Raw genomic sequence first — 23,240 nt, 5'->3', positions numbered from 1 at the left:
CAAGGAGCGCCCTCAGGCGCCCTTTTGATGATCCAGTTGCAGGTTCAGCTGGAGAATGTTGACCACCTGCGGGCCAAGGATACCAGCTTGTGTGGCCGACATGACCTGCTCCGTCAGTTGGGCGGGATCCAGTCCACGTTCTTTGGCGACGCGGTCCACCTGAGCCAGTACCGCATCCAGCGGCAGGTGGGGATCGAGGCCGGAGGCGGAGCGGGTCAGCATGGCGGGGGAGCTGGTTCCCGGCTGTGCCTTGGCGGCCTGTTCGGCAAACTCTGCCCGCAGCGGTGAGCTCATCCCCAGATTGCTGGCGCTGCCGCCTATGGTGTTGAAATCGCTGGCGGAGGGACGGGGATGGAAATAGTCGGCCCGCTCGAATTTCTGCCCCAGCAGGGCGCTACCAATGAGTTGCTGCTTGCTGTCGGTGAGCTGGCTGCCGTTGGCCTGCCAGGGGAACAGCAGTTGGGCCAGCCCGGTCACCGCCAGAGGATAACCCACGCCCAGCAGCAGGGTGAGGGTCAACAGGGTTCTGATTGCTATCATGATTCTCTTGCTCCAAAAGGATGGCTGGGGATGCGGGTCTGACCCGCATCCCGGTTATGTCGTTACACCAGACCCAGGCCGGTAATAACCAGATCGATCAGCTTGATGCCGATAAAAGGCACCAGCAGACCACCGACCCCGTAGATCAACAGGTTGCGGCGCAGCAGACTGGCGGCCGAGCCTTTCAGGTCGACACCACGCAGGGCCAGCGGCACCAGCGCCACAATGATCAGGGCGTTGAAGATGATGGCCGACAGGATGGCGCTCTGCGGGCTGCCCAGCTGCATCAGGTTCAGTGCCCCCAGTTGCGGGTAGGCGGCGATGAACAGGGCTGGCAGGATGGCAAAGTACTTGGCGACGTCGTTGGCGATGGAGAAGGTGGTCAGGGCACCACGGGTCACCAGCAGCTGTTTGCCGACCAGCACCACGTCCAGCAGCTTGGTGGGGTTGGAGTCTAGATCCACCAGGTTGCCCGCCTCCTTGGCGGCCTGGGTACCCTCGTTCATGGCCAGACCCACGTCAGCCTGCGCCAGTGCGGGCGCATCGTTGGCACCGTCGCCGCACATGGCAACCAGACGACCATCGGCCTGCTCCTGCCGGATATAGGCCAGCTTTTTCTCCGGTGTCGCCTCGGCGATGAAGTCATCCACCCCGGCTTCGGCGGCGATGGCGGCGGCGGTTTTCGGGTTGTCACCGGTGATCATCACGGTACGGATCCCCATATGGCGCAGGATCTGGAAGCGAGCCTTGATACCGGGCTTGATGATGTCCTTGAGGTAGACCACCCCCAGCAGTTTCTCCTGAGTGCAGACCAGCAGCGGAGTACCACCCTGACGGGCGATGCTGTCGACTGACTTGAGCACCAGCTCCGGCACCGCCTTGCGGTCGAGGCTGAGGTAGTTCAGCACGGCATCTACCGCCCCCTTGCGATATTGATGACCGTTGCGATCCAGTCCGCTCAGCCGGGTTTCGGCGCTGAAGGGGATCACCTTGTCGCTCTCCAGTTGGCTCGGCTTGGCCATGCTCTTGCTGGCCAGAGTCTGGATGGATTTGCCCTCCGGGGTGTTGTCACCCAGCGAGGCCAGCATGGCGGCTTGTGCCAGCAGGGCGGGGTCGACGCCCGGTGCCGGGATCAGCTCATCCGCCATCCGGTTACCGAAGGTGATGGTGCCGGTCTTGTCCAGCAGCAGGGTGCGCACGTCACCGGCCGCTTCGACGGCACGGCCAGACTTGGCGATGACGTTCAGCTTCACCAGTCGATCTATTCCGGCAATACCGATGGCGGAGAGCAGGCCGCCGATGGTGGTCGGGATCAGGGTAATGAAGAGGGCAATCAGGTAGAGGCGCGGTACCTGGGTGCCGTTGTAGTCGAGGAACCAGGGCAGGGTGGCGACCACCAACAGGAAGATCAGGGTCAGGCCCACCAGCAGGGCGTCCAGCGCCATCTCGTTGGGGGTCTTCTGGCGCTTGGCCCCTTCCACCAGTGCGATCATCCGATCCAGCGTACTTTCGCCCGGATTGTTGCTGACGCGTACCCAGATCTCGTCGGAGACGACCGTCGTGTTGCCGGTCACGCCGCTGCGATCGGTACCCGACTCGCGGATGACGGGGGCTGATTCGCCGGTGATGGCGGCCTCGTTGACCGAGGCGATGCCGGCGATCACTTCGCCGTCGGCCGGGATCATCTCGCCGCTGCGTACCAGCACCAGCTCCCCCTTCATCAGGCTGGTGGCGGGTACCCATTCGCCCTGACCATCTTTGGCATTCGCCACCCGGCGGGCCTTGAGCTGGCTCATGCCCGCTTTCAGGCTGTCGGCTCGCGCCTTGCCGCGCCCCTCGGCCAGGGTTTCCGCGAAGTTGGCAAACCAGAGGGTCAGCCAGAGCCAGGCGGTCAGCTGCCAGGCCAGTGAGGGAGCAACGCCGGAGAGAGGCTGCCCCAGCAGGGACTCCACCGTCGCCATGACTGCGGCCAGCCAGAGGGTGAACAGGATGGGGCTGCCAAACAGCGCCTTGGGATTGAAGCGATAGAGGGCCTCAACCATTGCTTGGATGATCTGTGATTTCTGTTTTTTGCCCTTCACCAACATGGTGTCGGTGCTCATTGCAGTGGACTTGCTCATTGTAAAGCTCCCAGCATCAGATAGTTGGCCATTGGCATCCGGATGGTGACCGACAGGGTCGGGTTCATCAGAGTGCCCCTCCGATCAGGCTCAGATGTTCGGCCACCGGGCCCAGTGCCAGCACCGGCAGGAAGGAGAGGCCACCTATCAGCAGGACGGTGATGATCAGCAGGGTAACGAACAGCGGACCGCTGATGGGGAAGTCCCCTTCACTTGTCTCCTGACGGGGCGCACGGGCCAGCTGACCGGCGATGGCCAGTACCGGAATGATGTAGCCGAAGCGACCGAGCAGCATGGCCAGACCGATGGCGATGCACTGCCAGTTGTCACCGGCGGCAAAACCGGCGAAGGCGGAGCCGTTGTTGCCGGCAGCCGAGGCATAGGCATAGATGAGGCGTGACAGACCGTGCGGGCCATCATGGCCGATGATGGTGCTGGCATCCGGCATCAGTAGGGTGACACCACCGATCACCAAAACACCGACCGGCATGACCAGCATGCTGGCGACGACCCACTTCATTTCGGTGATGCCGAGGCGTTTGCCCAGATAGGTCGGGGTACGTCCCACCATCAGGCCGCACAGGAACACGGTCAGCAACACGAACAGCATCATGCCGTAGATACCGGAGCCGACCCCGCCGAAGATGACCTCACCCAGCAGCATGTTGATCATGCCCACCATGCCGCCGAGCGGAGTAAAGCTGTCGTGCATGGCGTTAACGGCACCGTTGGAGGCGGCAGTGGTCGCCACTTCCCAGATGCTGGAGAGCACAGGGCCGAAGCGGCTCTCCTTGCCTTCCCAGTTGCCAGTCATGTTGCTGGCGTCAGTGGTGAGCTGGGCGAGGGCGTGATCCGGTTTCAGCTCCTGGGAGAGGGAGACGAAGAGCCCCAGCACCAGCATGAGGGTCATGGCGCCGAGAATGGCGCGGCTGTGGGCCATGTCTTTCACATAGCGGCCCAGAGTAAAGACCATGGCGGCAGCGATGGTGAGCAGGGCGACCATCTCCAGCCAGTTGGAGAGGGCGGTCGGGTTCTCGAACGGGTGGGCGGAGTTGATGCCGAAGAAGCCGCCGCCGTTGGAGCCGAGCTGCTTGATGGCAATTTGTGAAGCTGCCGGGCCGAGGGGCAGCAGCTGCTCCTGACCTTCCACACCGTGGAACGGCAGATAGGCGGAGAGGCTTTGCGGCACCCCTTGCCATACCAGCACCAGCGCCATGATCAGTGCGATGGGCAGAAGCACATAGAGGCAGAAACGCACCAGATCCTGCCAGAAGTTGCCAAGGTTGATGGTCTGCTGGCGGGCGATGCCGCGGAACAGGGCAATGGCTACGGCGGCGCCCGTCCCTGCGGAGACGAAGTTCTGGGTGGTCAGGCCCACCATCTGGCTGAAGTAGGAGAGGCTGGCCTCACCGGAATAGGCTTGCCAGTTGGTGTTGGTCATAAAGCTGACTGCGGTGTTGAAGGCGAGTTGCCAGCTCAGACCCGGCAGTTGTTGCGGGTTGAGGGGCAGCAACCCCTGCGCCATCAGGATCAGGAACAGCAGACCGAAACCGGCGCCGTTGAAGGCCAGCAGGCTGAGGGCGTAGGACTTCCAGTCCTGCTCCCGTCCATCGGTGCCACAGCAAGCCAGCGTGGTGCGCTCGACCGGTGCCAGCCAGTGGATTTTGCCTTCAAATACCCGGTAGATGTAGTTGCCCAGCAGCGGTGCTGGTAGCAGAACCAGCAGCACGAAGGCTACCGGATAGATTATTTCTTGCCACATGTTCTAGTTCCTCACTCGTGGTCACGGTGCGTCAGGGCACGCATTGGATTGCTCACGAGGCTCGGCAGTTTGCTGGCCACCGGGTAGATAAATTTTTGCTGCATATAGGTAGTCCCTCACTCGTGACTGCGCGTGAGTGCGCGCATCAGATAGGCCATCAAGGCGAGGACGAGCAGCAGATATAGCCAATTCATATCGACTCCATTGAGATAATTAGCTGCGAGAGCCGATGTAAGACCATATCGACTCTGTTGGTGTCATTGACGCTGAAAAGGGTATGTAAAACAGGCGTAAAGGCGCCATAAAGCGCCATGTGGCAGGCGTAAAATCGGCGTAAAGAACGACGGATTTGCGAGAGAAATGGCGAGGAGTGATCAAAAAACCCGGCCTGAGCCGGGTTTGGGTGAAGGGGTTACATGGCTGTAGACGCCGGCTGCTCGTGACAGGCCAACTTCATCTGCCCTTAGCGCATAGTGACGAACTCTTCCGCGCTGGTCGGATGGATAGCCACGCAGTTGTCGAAGTCCGCCTTGGTGGCACCCATCTTCATGGCGACACCGAAACCTTGCAGGATCTCGTCCATCGCAAAGCCGATGCCATGCAGACCGACCACCTTCTCTTCCGGGCCGACGCAGACCAGCTTCATCCGGGTGGGCTGGCGATGCTGGGTCAGCGCAGAGTACATGGCGGTGAACTGGCTGCGGTAGACCTTCACCTGGTCCTCGCCGTATTGGGCGATGGCTTCAGGTTCGGTCAGGCCTATGGTGCCGATGGGCGGGTGGCTGAACACCACGGTCGGCACCAGATCGTAGTTGAGGTGCTCGTTGGGCTTGTTGTTGAACAGCCGCTCGGAGAGGCGACGGCCCGCAGCGACGGCCACCGGGGTGAGCTGGATGCGACCCGTGTTGTCACCCACTGCATAGATGTTGGCGACGGAAGTGTTCTGGAACTTGTCGGTCGGGATAAAGCCCTTCTCGTCCAGCGCGATGCCTGCGGCAGCCAGATTGAGGTTGTCGGTAGCCGGTACCCGGCCGATGGCCCAGATCAGGCAGTCGACGGTGAGATGGCGACCATCTTCCAGTTGCAGGGTCAGGCTGTTGTCAGCGTTCTTGAGCACGGCTTTGGGAATGGCGTGGGTGTGCAGCTTGGGCCCTTCCTGCGCCATGATTTCGACCAGTGTCTCGTGGATCATGGGGTCGAAGTTGCGCAGCGGCGCGTGCTTGCGCACCACCAGATGGGTCTCGGAGCCGAGCGCCTGCATCACCCCGGCGATCTCGACTGCGATGTAGCCAGCTCCAACCACGGCAACCCGCTTCGGTTGTGCCTGCAGTTCGAAGAAACCGTCGGAGTCGATACCCAGCTCGGCACCCGGGATCGCCGGAATTTCCGGGCGGCCACCGGTAGCGATCAGAATGTGATCGGCAGTGTAGTGCTCGCCATTAACCTCGATGGTGTTGCTGCTGACAAAGCGGGCGAAGCCCTTGATGACGGTGATCTGGTTCTTGCCCAGCACGTTCTGATAGGACTGGTGAATGCGGCCGATGTAGGCCTGGCGGGACTCGACCAGCTTGGCCCAGTTGAAGTGGTTTAGAGTGGTGTCAAAGCCGTAGTCGGCGCCATATTTCAGGGCATCGGCGATCTGGCCGGCATACCACATGGCCTTCTTCGGTACGCAGCCTACGTTGACGCAGGTTCCACCCAACTCTTTGGCTTCAATCAGGGCAACTTTCTTACCGTACATGGCAGCCCGGTTGGCCGAGGCGATGCCGCCGCTGCCGCCGCCGATGGCGATATAGTCAAAATGCTGTGCCATTGCGAGGTTCTCCGCTCATTAAGAATGCAATCACAGCATGATGGGGATAAAGCGGCTGGCTCACAAGAGCCAGCACTCAGTTATGTTGGATCGGCAGGCGAATATGGAACTGGGCGCCGTTGCCCGGTTCGCTGGCACAGCTGATACGGCCTTTCAGCAGTTGCACCACCAGGTTGTAGATGATGTGGGTGCCCAGACCGCTGCCACCCTGACCCCGCTTGGAGGTGACGAAGGGATCGAAGATGCGCGGCAAGATTTCTGGCGGGATGCCGCGGCCGTTGTCCGAATAGTCGATAAACAGCTCCTCTCCCTGCTGTTCCACCTTGATGGTGATCTTCTTCGGTTTGTCCCAGCTGTCGAACCCGTGGTTGATGGAGTTGAGGATCAGGTTCGAGTAGATCTGGGTAAAGCTGCCCGGGAAGGAGAAGATCGACAGCTTGGGATCGCACTGGATATCCACTTCGCACTGGCTCTTCTTCAGTTTGTGGCCAAGCGAGACCACTACCTGATGGAGGTTGTCGGCGAGACTGAAGTTGTAGCGCGCTTCCGAAGACTGGTCGACCGCCACCTGCTTGAAGCTGGCAATCAGCTCGGAGGCGCGCCGCAGGTTGCTCTGCAGCAGCTGCATCGACTCGTCGAGGTTGACGGTGAACTCGTTGAGGTAGGAGCGCGACAGCTGTTTGGAGTCGATATGGGACTTGAAGTCGGCGACCCGCTCCTGCAGGTAGGAGGAGGCGGTCACGCTGATGCCGATCGGAGTGTTGATCTCGTGTGCCACCCCGGCTACCAGCGAGCCGAGGGAGGCCATCTTCTCCGACTCCACCAGGGTTTGCTGGGCCTGTTTCAGGTCGTCGTACGCCTTGCCCAGCTGGTTGTTGGCTTCGCTCAGGCTGCGGGTACGTTCCACCACCTTGCCTTCCAGCTGCTCGTTGAGCTGGATAATCTCCCGCTCGACCTTTTTCAGCTGGGTGATGTCGTAGCCGAAGCCGATCTGGTATTTGAGGTTGGGGCCATCGTAGAAGGGGACGAAGGTCCATTGCAGTACCAGCTCATGGGCCTGCTGGTCATGCATGATGACCTCTTTGTCGGCCAGTGAACCTTCCGCCGCCAGAATATCGTTCAGCTCTTCCCGTTGTGCCGGGCTGACAAAGAGATCCAGCCAGTTGTGCTGCAACAGCTCCTGCTGGTGGTAGCCGGTCAGCAGTATGGCTGCCGGGTTGATGCTGGCGATGGTCAAATCCGGTTCCATGCAGCAGATAACCATGTTGGCGGAGTTGATCAGGGTGGCGGAGAAGTCCCGTTCCTTTTGCAGTTGTTCGACCGCCTGATGGCGGGCAACCAGCTCGTCACGCAGTCTGGTACGCATCTGGTTGAGGGTGGAGACCAGGGTATCCAGCTCATCGGGTTTCTTGCGTGGCTGCGGGCGGCCTTCCAGCTCCAGCGCCATGTCGAGCCGATCGAGGTTGAACTTCTGGGCGTAGTTGGCGATGCGGTTGATGTGCCTGACCACCAGATAGTAAATGATGATCAGGATGCAAAATGAGACTACCAGGGTCTTGATGGTCTGGCTGACCATGATCAGCACCGATTTTTCGATGAGGCGCTGGTAGATCTGCTCGAGAGAGGCGGCAACGAACAGCTTGCCGACAATCTCCCCCTGATAGGTGAGGTTGAATTCTCGGGAGATATCATAGCTTTCCCGCTCGACCCCCTGGGTCAGCAGCGGGACTTCGGAGTTGCCGAGCATCTCCTTGACCATCACGAACTGCATGTTGGGCAGGTTCATGATCCCTTCAATTTGCACTTTGACCTGCTCTTCATCCAGGTTCCACAAGCTGGCTGCGATGGGTTGCAGGAACGAGGCCTCGATCTGGCCGATGCTGTCTTCGATGACTGCGACATCCTTGCGGTAATCCCACGCGAGTTGCAGCGCCGTAATGATCATCGCCAATACGGTACTGCAGACCAGAATGTAGGAGAGCAGGCGATATGAGAGTCCGTTGCGGCCTACGGCCCTGGCGGTCTTGGAGAAGAGTCCTGACATGGCGTCCTTGCGGTCTGGATGTGGTGTTTTTTAGTTTAACTGCTTCATGCACTTATGTCGTCTTTCCTGCGAAGCATAAAAAAGGCCCCGTATCGGGGCCTTCGCATGTGATTGATGATTAATGTCCGCCGTTTGCTTTGGGCGGAATGGTTTCATCGAATACCGGCAAGGGTTTGTGCTCGGAAGCCAGATAGGTGTAGATCACCGGCAGCACGAACAGGGTAAACAGGGTGCCGATGGCAAGACCGGCCACGATGACGATACCGATGCTGAAACGCTGTGCCGCACCGGCACCTGCGGCGTAGAGCAGCGGGATCAGACCGGCAATCATGGCGGCAGTGGTCATCAGGATCGGACGCAGACGCACCTTGGCGGCTTGCATCACGGCTTCCATCCGGTTCATGCCGCGCAGCAGCTGCTCTTCCTTTGCTACTTCACAGATCAGGATACCGTGCTTGGTAATCAGACCCACCAGGGTGATGAGGCCCACCTGGGAGTAGATGTTCATGGTCGCCATACCCCATGCCAGGGCAATCAAGGCCCCGCTGATGGCGAGCGGTACAGAGACCATGATGACCAGCGGGTCACGCACCGACTCGAACTGGATTGCCAGCACCAGGAAGATGATGGCCAGTGCCAGTGCGAAGGTGGCATAGAGCGCATTGCCTTCGGTGACGAACTGACGGGCTTCACCCATGAAGTCGTAACGATAGCCTTGCGGCAGCTTCTCGTCGGCGGTGGTCTGGAACCAGTTGATCGCATCACCCATGGCCACGCCCGGAGCCGGAACGGCGCCTATGGTGGCAGAGTTCAGCTGGTTGAAGTGGGGCAGGGCACGGGGCTCGCCAACCACTTCAATGCTGATCAGGCTGCCGAGCGGGATCGACTTGCCGTCTGCGGCCCGCACGTAGTAGCCCTTGATGGACTCCGGATTGAGACGGTATTTGCGCTCGACCTGCGGGATCACCTCGTAGGAGCGGCCATCCAGGTCGATACGGTTGACGTAACCGTCCGCCATCATGGTGCCCATGGTGATTCCGATATCCTGCATGGTGATGCCGTAGGCACCCGCCTTGTCCTTGTCGATGCGGATCTTCATGGTGGCGGAGTCGTAGTTCAGATCGAGATCCGAATAGACGAACTGACCGTTACTCTGCGCCGCTGCCAGAATTTCACCGGCCACCAGGAACAGGCTTTCGAAGCTGTTGGGGGTGGTGATGACGAACTGGATCGGCAGACCACTCGATGCACCCGGCAGTTCCGGGAACTGGAAGGTGGTGATGGCCATACCCGGAATGTCTTTCACCAGATTGGCGACCCGATCCAGCACCTCTTTCTGGCTCGCTTCACGCTGACTCCAGGGTACCATGGAGGCGATACCGAACGCCTGGTTGGCGTTGAACACCCCTGAGAAGACCTGGGAGAAGGCGATCTCGGGCTGGTCGTCCAGGATCTTGTTCACATCCGCCATGGTGTTTTCGATGTAGTCCAGGTTGGCGTTGGACGGTGCGGTACCCAGCACGGCCATTACCCCCTTGTCCTCTGACGGTGCCAGTTCGCTCGGGATGAACTTGAACAGCAGCGGCAGGCTGGCGAAGACGATGACGGCGAACACCACGATGACGGGGCGCTTTTTCATCACGGCGTGCAGCATGCTGTCGTAGCGATCGGTCATCCGCTCCAGCAGGTGGTGGACTGTGCTCTCGAACTTACCCGGTTGCTCGTTGGCCTTGAGCATCTTGGAACACATCATCGGTGACAGAGTCAGGGCGATGATGCCCGAGACGAACACGGCGCCAGCCAGCGTCAGGGCAAACTCCTTGAACAGGGAACCGGTGATACCCCCCATCAGGGCGATAGGCGCGTATACAGCCGCCAGGGTAACCGTCATGGCGATAACCGGTACCGCGATCTCGCGGGTACCGATAATGGCGGCCCGGAACGGTTCTTCCCCCTCCTTGATATGGCGGTCGACGTTCTCCAGCACCACGATGGCGTCATCCACCACCAGACCGATCGCCAGCACCATCGCCAGCAGGGTCATCAGGTTTATCGAGAAGCCGAACATATCCATCATCATCACCACGCCGATAAGACTGAGCGGAATGGTGATAATAGGGATGATGACCGCGCGGAACGAACCGAGGAACAGGGTGATGACCACCAGAACGATGGCGGCTGCCTCCAGGATGGTCTTGATAACCTCGTGGATGGACTCGTTGATCGCCACGGTGGAGTCATACATCACGTTGAGACGCATGGTGCTCGGCATATTGCGCTCAAGGCTCGGCAGCAACGCCAGTACATCGTGGGCGATGTTGATGGGGTTGGCTGTCGGCGCGGCGTTGACCGCCATGACCACAGCTTCGCGGCCATTGGCGCTGGCGCGATAGATGTCGTGGCTCTTCTCGAGGGTCACCTTGGCAATGTCGGAAAGGCGGATCACCTTGCCGTCACGGGTAGCAACAACCAGACGCTTCAGCTCGTCGACATCCTTGACCTGGGTCTCGGCGTTGCCGTTGAACAGGGTAAAGTAACCGGTCGCCTGACCTGTCGCGGACTGATAGTTGTTGCTGTTGAGCACCGTCATCACGTCACTGGCAGTCAGGTTGAAGGCCGCCATCTTGGCCGGATCCAGCCATACCCGCAGGGCAAACTCGACACCGCCGTAGAGGTCAACCTTGGAGACCCCGCCGACAGTAAAGAGCTGCGGCTTGATAACCCGCTCCAGATAGTCGGTGATCTGGCTGGAATTGAGCTCCGGGCTGGTAAAGCCGAGGTAGAGCACCGCCGTGGTTGAACCGGTGGAGGAGGTGACCGACGGGTCTTCCGCCTCTTTCGGCAGCTGGGAGCGCACCGAGTTCACCTTCGCCAGGATGTCGGACAGCGCGGCGTTGGGGTCGGTGTTGAGCTTCATGTACGCAGTGATGGTCGAGCTGCCCAGCTGGCTGGAGGAGGTCATGAAGTCGATGTTGTCGGCTTGCGCGACCGCCTGTTCCAGCGGCTGGGTGATGAACCCCTGGATCAGATCAGAACTGGCGCCATAGTAGCCAGTGCTGACGGTGATCACCGTGTTGGTCACCTCGGGGTATTCCCGTACCTGCATCTTGAAGATGGCCTGAAAGCCCAGCAAGGCGATCAGGAAGCTGAGCGAGATCGCCAGCACAGGCCGTTTTATAAATATGTCAGTAAATCGCATCGCAGATCTCCGCGCTTACAGCATCGGGGTTTGTGCCGGAACGGCCAGGGCGTCGTTCTCGACCACATGCACCTTGGTGTCGTTGCTCAGGCGAACCTGACCCGACAGTACGATCTGGTCACCGGCCTGGATGCCGGAGAGCACATGCACATCGTTGCCACGGCGCTCACCGGCCTTGACCACAACCTGCTTGGCTCGCAGCACTTTCACCTTGTTACCCTCTTTGTCGGTCTCTTCGCCCTCTTTGAGCACGTAGACGTTCTGACCGTAAAGGGTGAAGGAGATAGCGGTTTGCGGGATCACAATCTGATCTTTCACCGTCGGCAGAATGATGCTGGCGCGGGCGAACATACCAGAACGGAGCTGGCCGTCGTTGTTCGGAATGTCTGCCTGTACCTGGATCAGGCCGCTCTGGAAGTTGACCGCAGGCTCGATGGCGGTGATATGACCGTCAAACTGGGTTTGCGGATAGGCATCCACATTGATCTTGATGGTCTGGCCCAGCTTGATTTTGGAGATATCGGTCTGGGGCACGGTGAAGCGCAGGCGCATCACGCTGGTATCTTCCAGGCGCACGATATCGGTGCCCGGCTGCAGATACTGACCGAGGAACACATTGCGCAGGCCGACCACGCCGCTAAAGGGCGCACGGACTTCACGGCGGGCAATGGTCGCCTTCAGACTCTCGATATCTGCTTCCAGTGAGCGATAGGCCGCTTCCGCCTCATCCAGCTGTTCTTTGGAGATGGAGCTGGTCTTGTAGAGGTTCTGGAAACGATCGAACTTGGCTTTTGCCGCCGGCAGTTTGGCCTGGGAGGCGCGCAGATTGGCCCGCTCCACGGTGGAGTCCAAGCTAAGCAGCAGTTGGTCGGCCTTGACCGGTTTGCCCGATTCGAAGGTGATGGCATCAATGGTGCCGGCCAGTTCGGTGGAGAGGGTCACCCCCTGATTCGGCTCGATGAAGCCGATCGCTTCGATGGTCGGTACCCAATCCTGCGCCTTGGTCACCATGGCGGTGACGGGGAACTCGGGTTCCGGCCGGTTGGCCATGTATTGGGCAATCATCTTCTGTTTGAACAAATTGAAGCCGATGACGCTGCCAAACAAGGCGATCGCTATCAGCAACATAATGGCCATCCACTTTTTCATGAACAGGCTCCTGAGGTGGAAAGATTGGGGGATAAAATGGCATTCCAGCTGGCCCGGATCGCGGTTTCCAACTGCGATTCGGTCAGCGTGATGTTGTGCACCCTGCACTGCAGGGCCAGATGCATGACACTGTCCAGACTCAACACCTGGAGTGCCCGTATCGGTAAATCAATAAACAATCCTTGTTCAACGCCCTGTTCAAAAAATCGGTCCAGAGGCTCCCAGGCGGCCAGAATGACAGGATTGGTCTCCAATTCTGCCCCTAGCGGAGAGCTCTCGTACTGCAATTTGCACCGGATAGCGTTGGGTTCGTTAACAAAAATGGCATGAATATTGAGCCATAATTGGCGAAATTGTTGAAATGAAACTTTATCGATTGCTACATCGGCCATGACCATGGGCACACACTGCAAGATAGTGTGCTGGTGCAGTTGCCGGATCAGATCATCCTTGTCGCCGAAGTAGCGATAGATGGTGCCGGTGGCAACATTGGCCTTCTTGGCGACTTCTGCAATCGACAGACCATGAAAACCCCGTTCACCCAGCACCTCATGGGCCGCGTTGAAGATGCTCTCTTTTTTATCCAGAATCATCAGTGTGACTTTCGATTGAATGAACGTTCATTCATTCTAGATGGGCATCAAATCAAGTCAAGGCAGCAAGGCGATTTGCGACAGCGATCTGCCCCTTTTCGGCTGGCAGCAGGGGAATAGTGGAAGAAAAGTGCGCAATATGCTTGAAAAAGCAACGAACAGTGTTTCGGTGACAGAAAAGTGTAGACAAACCAGCAACCATCATTAATAATGCGCCCCGTTCGACAGCGTAGCGCCCGTAGCTCAGCTGGATAGAGCGCTGCCCTCCGGAGGCAGAGGTCACAGGTTCGAATCCTGTCGGGCGCACCATCAAAAGTGCGTCGGTTAAACGGGCGTTGTTGTGGAACGAAAACAGCTGTGGTGGCTGTAGCTCAGTTGGTAGAGTCCCGGATTGTGATTCCGGTTGTCGTGGGTTCGAGCCCCATCAGCCACCCCATTTTACAGCTTGTCAGGTACGCGAAGGTGGCGGAATTGGTAGACGCGCTAGCTTCAGGTGTTAGTGCCCCCCGGGTGTGAGGGTTCGAGTCCCTCTCTTCGCACCATACTTGCTGTATGACGAGGATGACCATCAGGTCGTCTTTGTTTTTTTGAAGTAAACTATTTTGAAAGAAATAGCCTCGGTGATTAGCGCAGTCCGGTAGCGCATCTGGTTTGGGACCAGAGGGTCAAAGGTTCGAATCCTTTATCACCGACCACATTTAGAAAAACCTCGCTTCGGCGGGGTTTTTTGCTTTCTGGCCTCCGCCGTGCCAGTACTCTCTCCCTGTTACGTCTGTTTACACTCTATTTGGGCAGCGCGCCCCGCCTTTCGGTTATGCTTCAGCCTCGAGTCACTGACAACCGGATGTCATCGGCCCATTTCAGGCATTTTTCCATGAATAACAAAATTTCCTTTGCTTGCTCTCCCGCCCCGCTGCCTCGATGTGGCCGGGCGACGCCATACCCCCGGCACGCCGCTGCGGCTGGCTGAATGCTACGGCGGGGCGAACCAGAGCTTCAGCTGGCAGCGGCCCAATCCCTGGCTGGAGACCCTGAAAAAACAAAGCCTCACATGGTGAGGCTTTGTTGATTCGAATGTCGGGATTGAAGAGGATCAGGCGGCGCTGACGCTCTCCAGCTCGAACAGCTTCTCCAGATAGACGGCGACGCCATCTTCGTCAGAGGTGAGGGTCTGCTCGTACGCCGGCAGCGCCATTTTCAGGCGGTCATGGGCGTTGCCCATCACGATGCCGCGTCCCACCATGGTCAACATCTCGAAGTCGTTCATGCCATCGCCGAAGGCGATCGCCTCCGACATATCGAACCCGTTCTGCTCCAGCACGGCACGCACCGCATTGCCCTTATGCACCCCGGCGTGCATCACTTCGAGGCAGTCCGGCAGGGAGAAGGTGACGTTGAGCTGATCGCCATAGCGCTGGTTGAGGTGCGCCTCGATCTTCAGCAGTTTCTCGTGGTCGCCGATGTAGAACACCTTGTTGATCTGCTCTTTCGGTTCCTGCTTCAGGTCATCGACCAGACGGTAGGTGAACCCTGACTCGTCGTGGAACTGCAGCAGCCAGGGCAGCTCCTCTTCCACCACCCAGTCATCACCCTGATAGACATTGAGGTGGATAGAGGGGTCGCGCTCCAGCGCAATCAGTTCGGCGGCGATCTCGGTCGGCAGCGGCTGGTTGAAAATCAGCTGATCCTGTTTGTCATGGACCACGGCGCCATTGGAGGTAATGAGGTAGATGTCCATCCCCAGCGCATCGCGGAAGCTGCGAACGTCAACGTGATGACGGCCGGTGGCGACCACGAATTTCACACCTTGTTCTACCAGGCGGTGCAGGGTATCCCGGGTACGGGGAGAGATCTGGTGCTGCTTGTTGAGCAGAGTGCCATCGAGATCGGATACAACTACCTTGAACATCATTACCTCGGCATCGATTGAAAACAGGGGCAGTTTACCTTAGCCCGCACTGTCACCCCATTTATTTAGGGTTACAAAAAATAGCCAGCTCAGAAGCGGGCGAAAAAGTCGACCATCGCGGTCAGGGCGGGCTGGCGTTTGTCATCGGATTCGATAAACAGTTCGTGCCAGGCTCCCTCGATGCGCAGCGGTTTGCCCCCTTCACACTTGGCAATGGTGCAGAAGCGATCCTGCGCGGCATTGTCCACCACGCTGTCGTTGCCAGCTTGCAGCACCAGCAGCGGGGTTTTGATGGCGCCCGCATCGGCAATGGCGGCATCGGCACCTGTGATCCCCTGATAAATCCAGTGGGCGGTGGCGCCACCCAGCTTGATCTGCGGGTGCTGTTCGTAGAGTTGGCGGAAGGCTTGATAGCGGGGCTGGCTGTGAGTCAGCTCGTTATCAGCAAAGCCGTGATCCTGATAGGCGCCCTGACCGGGGCCGTAGGGAGGCTCGCCAATCCAGCCGCCGACCGTGCCTATGGTGCTCGCCAATCCCTTGGCCAGCCACTTGGGCAGACCGCCGAGATTGATGCCCAGCATGGGGGAGGAGAGCACGGCCGCCTTGATATCATCGGGCCAGCGTTCCAGATAGCGGGCCGAGATGGCGCCGCCCATGGAGTGGGCCAGCAGGAACAGCTTGGCAGGCTGGTCCGCCATGATGATCTGGTCGTGAAACCGCTTGAGATCTACCACATAATCGTCGAACTGGTCGACATATCCCTTCTGCGGGTCATCCAGCATCCGGCTAGACATCCCCTGACCGCGATGGTCGATAAGGTAGAGGCTGTAGCCCTGACGCCAGAGATCCCACGCCAGCTCCTGATACTTGAGGTAGCTTTCGACCCGGCCATTGACGATGAGGATGGCGCGATCAACCTTCTCCTGCCGCAGCGCGGCATAGCGGATGGTCACCCCGTCCTTGCCCTTGAACTCTCCTTCAACCGCATGCTGGCGCCAGAAGTCGGGTAGGGTTTGCTGGTAGAGGCTGGGTACATCGGCTTCGCTGGTGAGCTGATAGGTATTGGTCACGGCAAGGGCTCCGGCAGAAAACAGGGTCAGGGCCAACAGGGAAAGAGAGAGGGGGTTCATCAGGCACACTCCTGTTGCCAATGGTGATAAAGGGAGGCGATATCCCCCGAGCAGAGCAGCGCCATGCTGGCTTGCAAGCGGGGCAGGGGCCAGTCCCACCACTGCATCTCTTGCAGCATGGCGATCTGCTCATCGCTGAAGCGGCGGCGGATCGGCTGGGCCGGGTTGCCGCCGACTATGGTGTAAGGGGCCACATCCCTGGTCACGACGGCGCGGGTGGCGATGACGGCGCCATCACCTATGGTGATGCCGGGCATGATCATCGCTTCCGAGCCGATCCAGACGTCATTGCCAATCCGGGTGTCCCCCTTGCGCTGAAAGCCGCTGCGGGCCCCTTCGCCAAAGGTGTCGGGGTTGAACGGGAAGGTGGAGACCCAATCCAGCCGGTGGCCCTGATTGCCCGCCAACATGAAGGTGGCGCCCGAGCCGATGGAGCAGAATTTGCCGATGATCAGCCGGTCCACCTCGCCCCAGAGGCCGCTCTCCCAAGTGTCGCGGGTCGAGCCATCGCCGAGCAGGTAGCGGACGCAGTGATCCTCGAACGGCTTGCCGTGGTAGTAGCCGGAGTAGTAGCTGTAGTCGCCGGCCTCTATGTTCGGGTTGGTCAGGTGATCTCGGATGATTTGCGATTCCAGCCAGCTGCCAAAAGGGTTATCCATCACTCCTCCTGCGGATCGTCCTGTTCGCTCTGCTGCGCCCACCCTTTGCGGGTCAGCTGCATCCGTTGCCACCACTCTTCGTCCGCCAGAATTTCACCGGCCGGGCCGAGCTGGGGGTAGGGCATCTCTTTCTCTTTGCAGAGCTGGGCATAGATAGGATAACCCCCCTCGAACAGGATGCTGTTCTGCTCCTCCAGCGTGAGCGGGCAGCCGCGTTGATAGCAACCGGCCAGCTCGCGCTGGCGCTGCGCCTCGTAGAGGATAGCGGCGGCAGCCACCGAGACGTTGAGGGACTGCACCATGCCCACCATGGGGATGACGATATGGTGGTCGGCCAGCGCCAGCGCCTCTTCACCGATGCCGTGCTTCTCCTGACCCACCAGAATGGCGGTCGGTTTGGTGTAGTCGATAGCGCGAAAATCGACGGAGCTGTCGGAGAGGTGGGTTGCCAGGATCTGCATGCCTGAAGCTTTCAGCTCGGCAACGGCGCTGCCGATGTCCGGGTGCAGTTTTACATCCACCCAGTTCTGGCTGCCGCGGGCGGTGCCCTTGCGTTTGTGGATCCAGGTTTTGGGCCAGACGGCGTGTACCCGGTGGATGCCGATGGCATCGGCGGTACGCACGATGGCGGCCAGATTGTGAGGTTTGTGTACCTCTTCCATACAGACGGTCAAATCGAGCTGACGCTGGGCCAGCATATCGGTGATGCGCTTGAAGCGTTCGGGGGTCATGGCTTGTCTCTATAAAAGCAGCAGGCGGCTTGCGCCGCCTGTGTTCAGTTCTTCTGTCGGCTCACCTTGAGCACGTTGGGCATCACGCGGATCTTGCGCATGATGTTGGCCAGGTGGATGCGGCTCTTGGTGGTGATGAGCAGGCTGACCTGATAGACCCGGCCATCCTTCTCTTCGGTGCTGATGGCGTGAATATTGGCGCCGGTGGCGGCAATCACGTTGGCCAGCTCGGCCAGCGCACCCTGATGGTTGACGATCTCGATGCTGATGCCGGTGCGGAACTCCTGTTCCTGCTCCTTGTCCACTTCCCACTGCACCGGCAGGTACTTGTCCGGCTCCTTGCTGTAGCCCTTGATGTTGCGGCAGGCTTCCTGGTGGATAACCAGACCCTTGCCCGGACTGATATGGGCGATAATGGCATCTCCCGGGATCGGGCGGCAGCAGTTGGCGAAGGTGACCAGCATGCCGTCGGCACCCTTGATCGGCATCTTCTTGCTGCTGGTTTTGGGCTGCTCTTCCGGCGGCAGTTCATCCCCCAGCATGCGGCGCGCCACCATGACGCTCATGGCGTTGCCGAGGCCCACATCGGCCAGCAGCCCCTGCAGATTTTCGTGCTTGGTATCGGCCAGCACCTGCTTGATGCGTGGCTCGGGAATATCTTCGATATTCTTGGCGCCCAGCGCATGGTTGAGCAGGCGGCGACCCAGCACCACCGACTCTTCGGTGCGCAGGTTTTTGAGGAACTGGCGGATCTTGGAGCGTGCCTTGGTGGTCACCACAAAGTTGAGCCAGGCCGCGTTGGGGCGGGCGCCCGGCGCCGTGATGATCTCCACCGTCTGGCCCGAGTGCAGCGGGCTGCTGAGCGGGTAGGGGTGGCGGTCGACCCGCGAACCGACGCAGGCGTGGCCGATGTCGGTGTGCACCGTGTAGGCGAAGTCCACCGGCGTGGCGCCAGCGGGCAGCTCCATGATGCGTCCTTCCGGCGTGAACACGTAGATCTCGTCGGGGAAGAGGTCGGTTTTGACCCCTTCGATGAATTCAAACGAGCTGCCGGCGCTCTGCTGCAATTCCAGCAGGCTCTGCATCCAGCGCTGGGCGCGGATCTGGGCTGTGGTGCCCGAGCTGTCGCCATCCTGCTTGTAGGCCCAGTGGGCGGCAACCCCTTTGTCGGCCATCTGATCCATGAACTCGGTGCGGATCTGTACCTCGACCGGCACTCCGTGCGGCCCCACCAGCGAGGTGTGCAGCGACTGGTAGCCGTTGGTCTTGGGGATGGCGATGTAATCCTTGAAGCGGCCGGGGCGCGGTTTGTAGAGGCTGTGCATCTGTCCCAGCACCCGGTAACAGGTATCTATGTCCTTCACCTTGACACGAAAGGCGTAGATATCCATTACCTCATGAAATTGCAGCTCTTTTTTCTCCATCTTGTTGTAGATGGAGAAGAGATTCTTCTCGCGGCCACTGACCTGATGCTCGATCCCCGCCTCTTTCAGGCGACCGCTGATTTCGCTCTGGATGGAGTCGATGATCTCGCGACGATTGCCACGGGCGCGGCGCACCGATTCGCGCAGCACGCGGGATCGCATCGGATAGAGCGCCTCGAAGCCCAGCTCTTCCAGCTCGTTCTTCATGGTGTGAATACCGAGGCGGTTGGCGATGGGGGCGAAGATTTCGAGGGTTTCCCGAGCGATGCGGCGGCGCTTGTCAGGGCGCAGGGAGCCCAAGGTGCGCATGTTGTGAGTGCGGTCGGCCAGCTTGATCAGAATGACCCGGATATCCTGGGTCATCGCCATCACCATCTTGCGGAAGTTCTCGGCCTGCGCCTCTTTGCGATCGCGAAACTTCAGCTTGTCGAGCTTGGAGACCCCGGCCACCAGTTCTGCAACCGCATTGCCAAACTGTTCGGCCAGATCGGCCTTGGTGACAGAGGTGTCTTCGATGACGTCGTGCAGCACGGCGGCCATCAGGGTTTCATGATCGAGGCGCATGTCACCCAGGATTCGGGCAACGGCAACGGGGTGGGTGATATAGGGTTCGCCACTGGAACGCATCTGGCCCTGGTGGGCATCACGGGCCACCACATAGGCTTGCTTGAGCTTCTCAACCTGCTCTGGCGGCAGGTAGGAACTGGCTATTTCTTTAAGGTTTTCAAATAAATACAAGACAGTCCCCGCAGCGGTGAAACGGCAATTCGTGGAATTGAGGGTATAGCCCTGAGTTTGCGAGGTTTTCGAGCGGTTGTAAATGGGGATGAACAGTCGGCACCCGGGCGGGTGCCAACCGGAGGAATAACTTAACCGCGGCCTTCGGCGATGGCAGCAACGGCAGCCAGCTCGGCGGCTTCCTGCTCTTGCTGTTCGTAGCGGTCCTGGGTGTCCATCACTTGATTGTTCACCAGACCCAGCTCGATCTCACGCAGGGCGATCACAGTCGGCTTGTCGTTCTCTTCGTCGACCAGGGGATCTTTGCCTTGTACCGCGATTTGACGAGCGCGGCGCGCGGCGACCAGCACCAGGTCAAAACGGTTACCTACCTGTTTTACAGCATCTTCTACAGTAACGCGTGCCATGCAGGACTCCAGTGTTTGGGCTTTCTGTATTTAGAAAAGCAGTGTTTAAAAATGACGCAAAAGTTTACTTGTTTTTGGCTTACTCTGCCAGTAGCTGTTGCAGCAAGTTTTTTTGAGCCTGTTGCTGGTGACGCATCTCCAGCCGTTGGCACTCAATAATGGACCTGAGCTGGAACAGCGCCTGCTCGAAGTCTTCATTGATAATGACATAGTCATACTCGTCGTAGTGCACCATTTCGGCAATGGCTTTCGCCATTCGGCCGGCAATCACTTCGGCGCTGTCCTGACCGCGCCCAATCAGGCGGCGTTCCAGCTCTTCGCGGCTGGGGGGCAGGATGAAAATGGATTTGGTCGGCATCTGCTCGCGGATCTGGCGGGCACCTTGCCAGTCGATGTCGAGGAATACGTCGATCCCCTTGGCCAGACAGGCTTCGATGGCGGCGCGTGAGGTGCCGTAGTAGTTGCCGAACACTTCGGCCCACTCCAGAAAATCACCGCGTTCGATCAGTGCCTTGAACTCTTCCACCTGAACGAAGTGGTAGTGTACGCCGTGCTCTTCGCCCGGGCGGGTGGCGCGAGTGGTGTGGGAAACCGACAGCTGCATCTTGCCCGCAGCGTTATGTTGGGTCAGCAAGGCATTGAGCAGACTGGATTTACCCGCGCCGCTCGGAGAGGAGATGATATAGAGAGTGCCTTGTTGCGCCATATTATTACCTTTAATCGAAACCGCTGTTTTGGTTGTAGCAGAGACTGCCGTCTTGTGCCCGAAAGGGAGACAGCCAAACGCAAAACGCGGAAAATTCTTGAGTCAGAAGGATGTAAAGGCGGCGAATTTTACCAGAATGCGGCGAATAAAAAAACGGCCGGAATCATATTCCAGCCGATCAAAGTATTCGTAGCTTGCTGCGGAAGCGTAACCCACATCAGCCTGCATTGTGCCTTTGGCTGAGGGCAGAGGCTATCAGGTTATCCCTGCCTGATGGCTCGGAATTCCCGAGGTGCCCTGTCACTACGGCAGCTGACGATCGGCACAGAGCCGATCGAAGGCGGCGATCACCTGCTCGCTGGTGATTTTTCGCATGGCCTCCGGATCCTTGAGGCGGGTGCGCCAGCTCAATTCGGCCAGCGGCTTGCCGGTCTCCTGCTCGACCAGCTCCTGATAGACGCTGACCACGTAGTCGCGGCAGAGATATGGGCCGGTGCGGGCCGGATTGTGGTGGGCATAGAGACCGATCACCGGCGTGCCCACTATGGTGGCCATATGGGTGGGGCCGGTATCGGGGGCCAGTACCAGCCTCGCCTCGCCAATCAGCGCCAGCAGCTGCTTGAGGTTGGTCTGCCCCACCAGATCGACCGGCTTGCTCTGGCTTAAGCGCTGGATGTCGGCAGCCAGATCCAGCTCCAGTTTGGCCGGCCCGCCACAGAGATAGACCTGAAAGCCCTTGCTGGCGGCGTGATCCGCCAGCGCGGCATAGCCTGCGGCCGTCCAGTTCTTGAAGGTCTTGCTGGCGGCGGCGCAGATCAGCAGGGTCGGTTTGCCGCCAATCTTCTCCCTTGCCCACGCCTGATGTTCGGCGCTGATGGGCAGCTGCCAATCCGGGGTCAGATCCTGGATGCCGAGCTCTTTGGCGAAAGCGAGGAAACCGTCCAGCACATGGGGGGAGGCAGGCGAAGGCACCTTGTGGTTGGTGAACAGCCACTGGCCGTCGTTGGCCCGTTCCCGATCAAACCCGAGTTTGACCTTGGCGCTGATGCCGAGGGTGGCGATGCTGGCTCGCATCGCTGCCTGCAGGTGGAGCAGGGCATCGAATTTGCGTCCCTTGAGGGTCTGCCAGAGATCGCGATAGCCGCGCCATCCCTTGCTCTTGTCGAAGGGAATCAACTCGACGCCGGGCAGATCGGCAAACAGGGTTGCCTCGATTTTGCCGGTGATCCAGGTGATACGGGTCTGTGGCCACTCCCGCTGGATGACGCGCACCAGTGCCAGTGCGTGGCAGCAATCCCCGATGGCGGAGAGCCGCAGGATGCAGATGGAGGAGGGGGGCGTTTGAAATAGCGGCATGTTGTGGCGCACGGCTGGCAAAAAGGGTGGATGGCATTATGCAAACTCCCCTCTGGATTGTAAAATTGCGCACAATCGTCAGCCAGGATAGGCCGGGCCCAGCGCCATGACCTGTCTCTGCACGTCGTTGATTAAAGGCCACTATTGCGGGCATGCCAGAGCGGCAGCCTCATCGCCAATTGAAAAATTGCGATCCATGACCCACCGAGCGGGATCTCCACGATGCGAGTACAGACCGAACACAACCAGATCTGCTGGTATGCCGAAGGGGCCTTTCGCGACCCTTCTCCCCAGTTATTCGATCCTGCCTGGTGGCAGAACAACCGTCAGGTGGTAGGGACCTCCATCGGACGGGGAGTGACCTGGTTCGTCAAGGATGAGTCCCGCCATCTGGTGCTGCGCCACTACTATCGCGGCGGCATGGTGGGCAAGGTGGTGCGGGATCGCTTCTGGTTCGAAGGGGTCGAGTCGAGCCGTGCCATGGCCGAATACACCCTGCTGGCCAAGCTGTGTGAGCTGGGGTTGCCGGTGCCGCGTCCGTTTGGTGCCCGCATGGTCAAACAGGGCCCATTCTATCGTGCCGATATCCTGATTGAGCGAATTCGCGGTGCCAAGGATATGGTGGCGCTGCTCAAGCAGGGGCCGGTGGCGACCGAGGTGTGGCACAAGATAGGCCAGACGGTGCGCCAGCTGCACGATGCCGGGGTCTATCACGCCGATCTCAACAGCCACAACCTGCTGCTCGATAAAGAGGGCAAGGTGTGGGTGATCGATTTTGACAAGGGGGCGATCCGCTCCCCCGGCGAGTGGCAGAAGGCCAATCTGGAACGCTTGCTCCGTTCATTCAATAAAGAGTCTCAACTGCATACCAGTTTCCACTTCGTACCGGAGAACTGGCAGACCTTGATGAACGGGTATCAGGGAAAAGCACTCTGACCCTGTTGCTCGGCGTGAACGCCA

The 23,240-nt window shown here is 59.4% G+C and carries 17 protein-coding genes, 4 tRNA genes and 1 pseudogene; 6 read left to right on the top strand and 16 right to left on the bottom strand.

All coding sequences use genetic code 11. The features are described 5' to 3' along the window. Positions 1 to 12: 12 nt before the first annotated feature. The 8 genes from ACTG2J_RS21195 to ACTG2J_RS21160 form a co-directional block, all read right to left on the bottom strand. Positions 13 to 540: a potassium-transporting ATPase subunit C gene (locus ACTG2J_RS21195; protein WP_113740560.1), complete on the bottom strand. Its 528-nt coding sequence runs from the start codon at positions 538 to 540 to the stop codon at positions 13 to 15. 62 nt (positions 541 to 602) lie between these two features. Continuing rightward, the gene (gene kdpB / locus ACTG2J_RS21190; RefSeq protein WP_439997864.1) at positions 603 to 2,660 is read right to left on the bottom strand and encodes a potassium-transporting ATPase subunit KdpB; all 2,058 of its coding nucleotides are present in this window, start codon (positions 2,658 to 2,660) and stop codon (positions 603 to 605) included. A 67-nt stretch (positions 2,661 to 2,727) separates the two neighbouring features. Beyond that, complete coding sequence (gene kdpA, locus ACTG2J_RS21185) at positions 2,728 to 4,422, bottom strand: potassium-transporting ATPase subunit KdpA (RefSeq protein WP_113740562.1); 1,695 nt, start codon at positions 4,420 to 4,422, stop codon at positions 2,728 to 2,730. Between the two features lie 463 nt (positions 4,423 to 4,885). Then, positions 4,886 to 6,235 (bottom strand): glutathione-disulfide reductase, encoded by a 1,350-nt coding sequence (gene gorA / locus ACTG2J_RS21180; RefSeq protein ID WP_113740563.1) that lies wholly within the window; start codon positions 6,233 to 6,235, stop codon positions 4,886 to 4,888. Positions 6,236 to 6,311: 76 nt separating this feature from the next. Then, positions 6,312 to 8,279, bottom strand: a complete 1,968-nt coding sequence (locus tag ACTG2J_RS21175) for an ATP-binding protein (protein ID WP_439997863.1) — start codon at positions 8,277 to 8,279, stop codon at positions 6,312 to 6,314. 118 nt (positions 8,280 to 8,397) lie between these two features. Then, the gene (locus ACTG2J_RS21170; RefSeq protein ID WP_005355755.1) at positions 8,398 to 11,478 is read right to left on the bottom strand and encodes a multidrug efflux RND transporter permease subunit; all 3,081 of its coding nucleotides are present in this window, start codon (positions 11,476 to 11,478) and stop codon (positions 8,398 to 8,400) included. Between the two features lie 15 nt (positions 11,479 to 11,493). Continuing rightward, the gene (locus ACTG2J_RS21165; protein ID WP_005355753.1) at positions 11,494 to 12,627 is read right to left on the bottom strand and encodes an efflux RND transporter periplasmic adaptor subunit; all 1,134 of its coding nucleotides are present in this window, start codon (positions 12,625 to 12,627) and stop codon (positions 11,494 to 11,496) included. Then, positions 12,624 to 13,220, bottom strand: coding sequence for a TetR/AcrR family transcriptional regulator (locus ACTG2J_RS21160; protein ID WP_005339267.1), 597 nt, complete (start codon positions 13,218 to 13,220; stop codon positions 12,624 to 12,626). The genes ACTG2J_RS21165 and ACTG2J_RS21160 overlap by 4 nt, the downstream gene beginning before the upstream one ends. Positions 13,221 to 13,452: 232 nt before the next feature. On the opposite strand from ACTG2J_RS21160, the gene ACTG2J_RS21155 reads away from it, so the two are divergent. The 5 genes and pseudogenes from ACTG2J_RS21155 to ACTG2J_RS21135 all read left to right on the top strand — a co-directional run. After that, positions 13,453 to 13,529 (top strand) — tRNA-Arg (locus ACTG2J_RS21155). Positions 13,530 to 13,580: 51 nt separating this feature from the next. Beyond that, positions 13,581 to 13,656: transfer RNA gene (locus tag ACTG2J_RS21150), tRNA-His, on the top strand. Between the two features lie 20 nt (positions 13,657 to 13,676). After that, positions 13,677 to 13,762: transfer RNA gene (locus ACTG2J_RS21145), tRNA-Leu, on the top strand. A gap of 76 nt (positions 13,763 to 13,838) precedes the next feature. Further along, positions 13,839 to 13,915: transfer RNA gene (locus ACTG2J_RS21140), tRNA-Pro, on the top strand. A 216-nt stretch (positions 13,916 to 14,131) separates the two neighbouring features. Then, positions 14,132 to 14,278, top strand: a pseudogene (locus ACTG2J_RS21135) (ricin-type beta-trefoil lectin domain protein); the annotation flags it as partial. Positions 14,279 to 14,313: 35 nt separating this feature from the next. Here ACTG2J_RS21135 and ACTG2J_RS21130 read toward each other — a convergent pair. The 8 genes from ACTG2J_RS21130 to ACTG2J_RS21095 form a co-directional block, all read right to left on the bottom strand. After that, positions 14,314 to 15,129 (bottom strand): Cof-type HAD-IIB family hydrolase, encoded by an 816-nt coding sequence (locus ACTG2J_RS21130; RefSeq protein WP_139732805.1) that lies wholly within the window; start codon positions 15,127 to 15,129, stop codon positions 14,314 to 14,316. Between the two features lie 89 nt (positions 15,130 to 15,218). Further along, positions 15,219 to 16,259 carry an alpha/beta fold hydrolase gene (locus tag ACTG2J_RS21125; RefSeq protein ID WP_376889725.1) on the bottom strand — a complete coding sequence of 347 codons (1,041 nt, stop codon included), beginning with the start codon at positions 16,257 to 16,259 and terminating at the stop codon, positions 15,219 to 15,221. Continuing rightward, a complete protein-coding gene (locus ACTG2J_RS21120; RefSeq protein WP_139440373.1) occupies positions 16,259 to 16,918 on the bottom strand; it encodes a CatB-related O-acetyltransferase in 660 nt (219 codons plus the stop codon). Before ACTG2J_RS21120 ends, ACTG2J_RS21125 begins: the two co-directional genes overlap by 1 nt. Beyond that, the gene (gene trmH, locus ACTG2J_RS21115; RefSeq protein ID WP_042063570.1) at positions 16,918 to 17,649 is read right to left on the bottom strand and encodes a tRNA (guanosine(18)-2'-O)-methyltransferase TrmH; all 732 of its coding nucleotides are present in this window, start codon (positions 17,647 to 17,649) and stop codon (positions 16,918 to 16,920) included. The genes ACTG2J_RS21120 and trmH overlap by 1 nt, the downstream gene beginning before the upstream one ends. 44 nt (positions 17,650 to 17,693) lie before the next feature. Continuing rightward, on the bottom strand, positions 17,694 to 19,811 hold the full coding sequence (gene spoT / locus ACTG2J_RS21110; protein WP_005339255.1) for a bifunctional GTP diphosphokinase/guanosine-3',5'-bis pyrophosphate 3'-pyrophosphohydrolase: 2,118 nt from the start codon (positions 19,809 to 19,811) through the stop codon (positions 17,694 to 17,696). A gap of 131 nt (positions 19,812 to 19,942) precedes the next feature. Beyond that, a complete protein-coding gene (rpoZ, locus tag ACTG2J_RS21105) occupies positions 19,943 to 20,218 on the bottom strand; it encodes a DNA-directed RNA polymerase subunit omega (RefSeq protein ID WP_005307060.1) in 276 nt (91 codons plus the stop codon). 79 nt (positions 20,219 to 20,297) lie between these two features. Next, positions 20,298 to 20,924 (bottom strand): guanylate kinase, encoded by a 627-nt coding sequence (gene gmk, locus ACTG2J_RS21100; RefSeq protein WP_005357125.1) that lies wholly within the window; start codon positions 20,922 to 20,924, stop codon positions 20,298 to 20,300. 303 nt (positions 20,925 to 21,227) lie between these two features. Continuing rightward, positions 21,228 to 22,280, bottom strand: a complete 1,053-nt coding sequence (locus ACTG2J_RS21095; RefSeq protein WP_439997862.1) for a glycosyltransferase family 9 protein — start codon at positions 22,278 to 22,280, stop codon at positions 21,228 to 21,230. Positions 22,281 to 22,502: 222 nt separating this feature from the next. On the opposite strand from ACTG2J_RS21095, the gene ACTG2J_RS21090 reads away from it, so the two are divergent. Next, a complete protein-coding gene (locus tag ACTG2J_RS21090; RefSeq protein ID WP_005339249.1) occupies positions 22,503 to 23,216 on the top strand; it encodes a 3-deoxy-D-manno-octulosonic acid kinase in 714 nt (237 codons plus the stop codon). Positions 23,217 to 23,240: the final 24 nt, after the last annotated feature.

The organism is Aeromonas sp. 6P, assembly GCF_051919525.1.
GTDB lineage: Bacteria > Pseudomonadota > Gammaproteobacteria > Enterobacterales > Aeromonadaceae > Aeromonas > Aeromonas veronii.
Note: the sequence above shows the minus strand (reverse complement) of the source record. Positions and strands in the feature narration are given on the sequence as shown.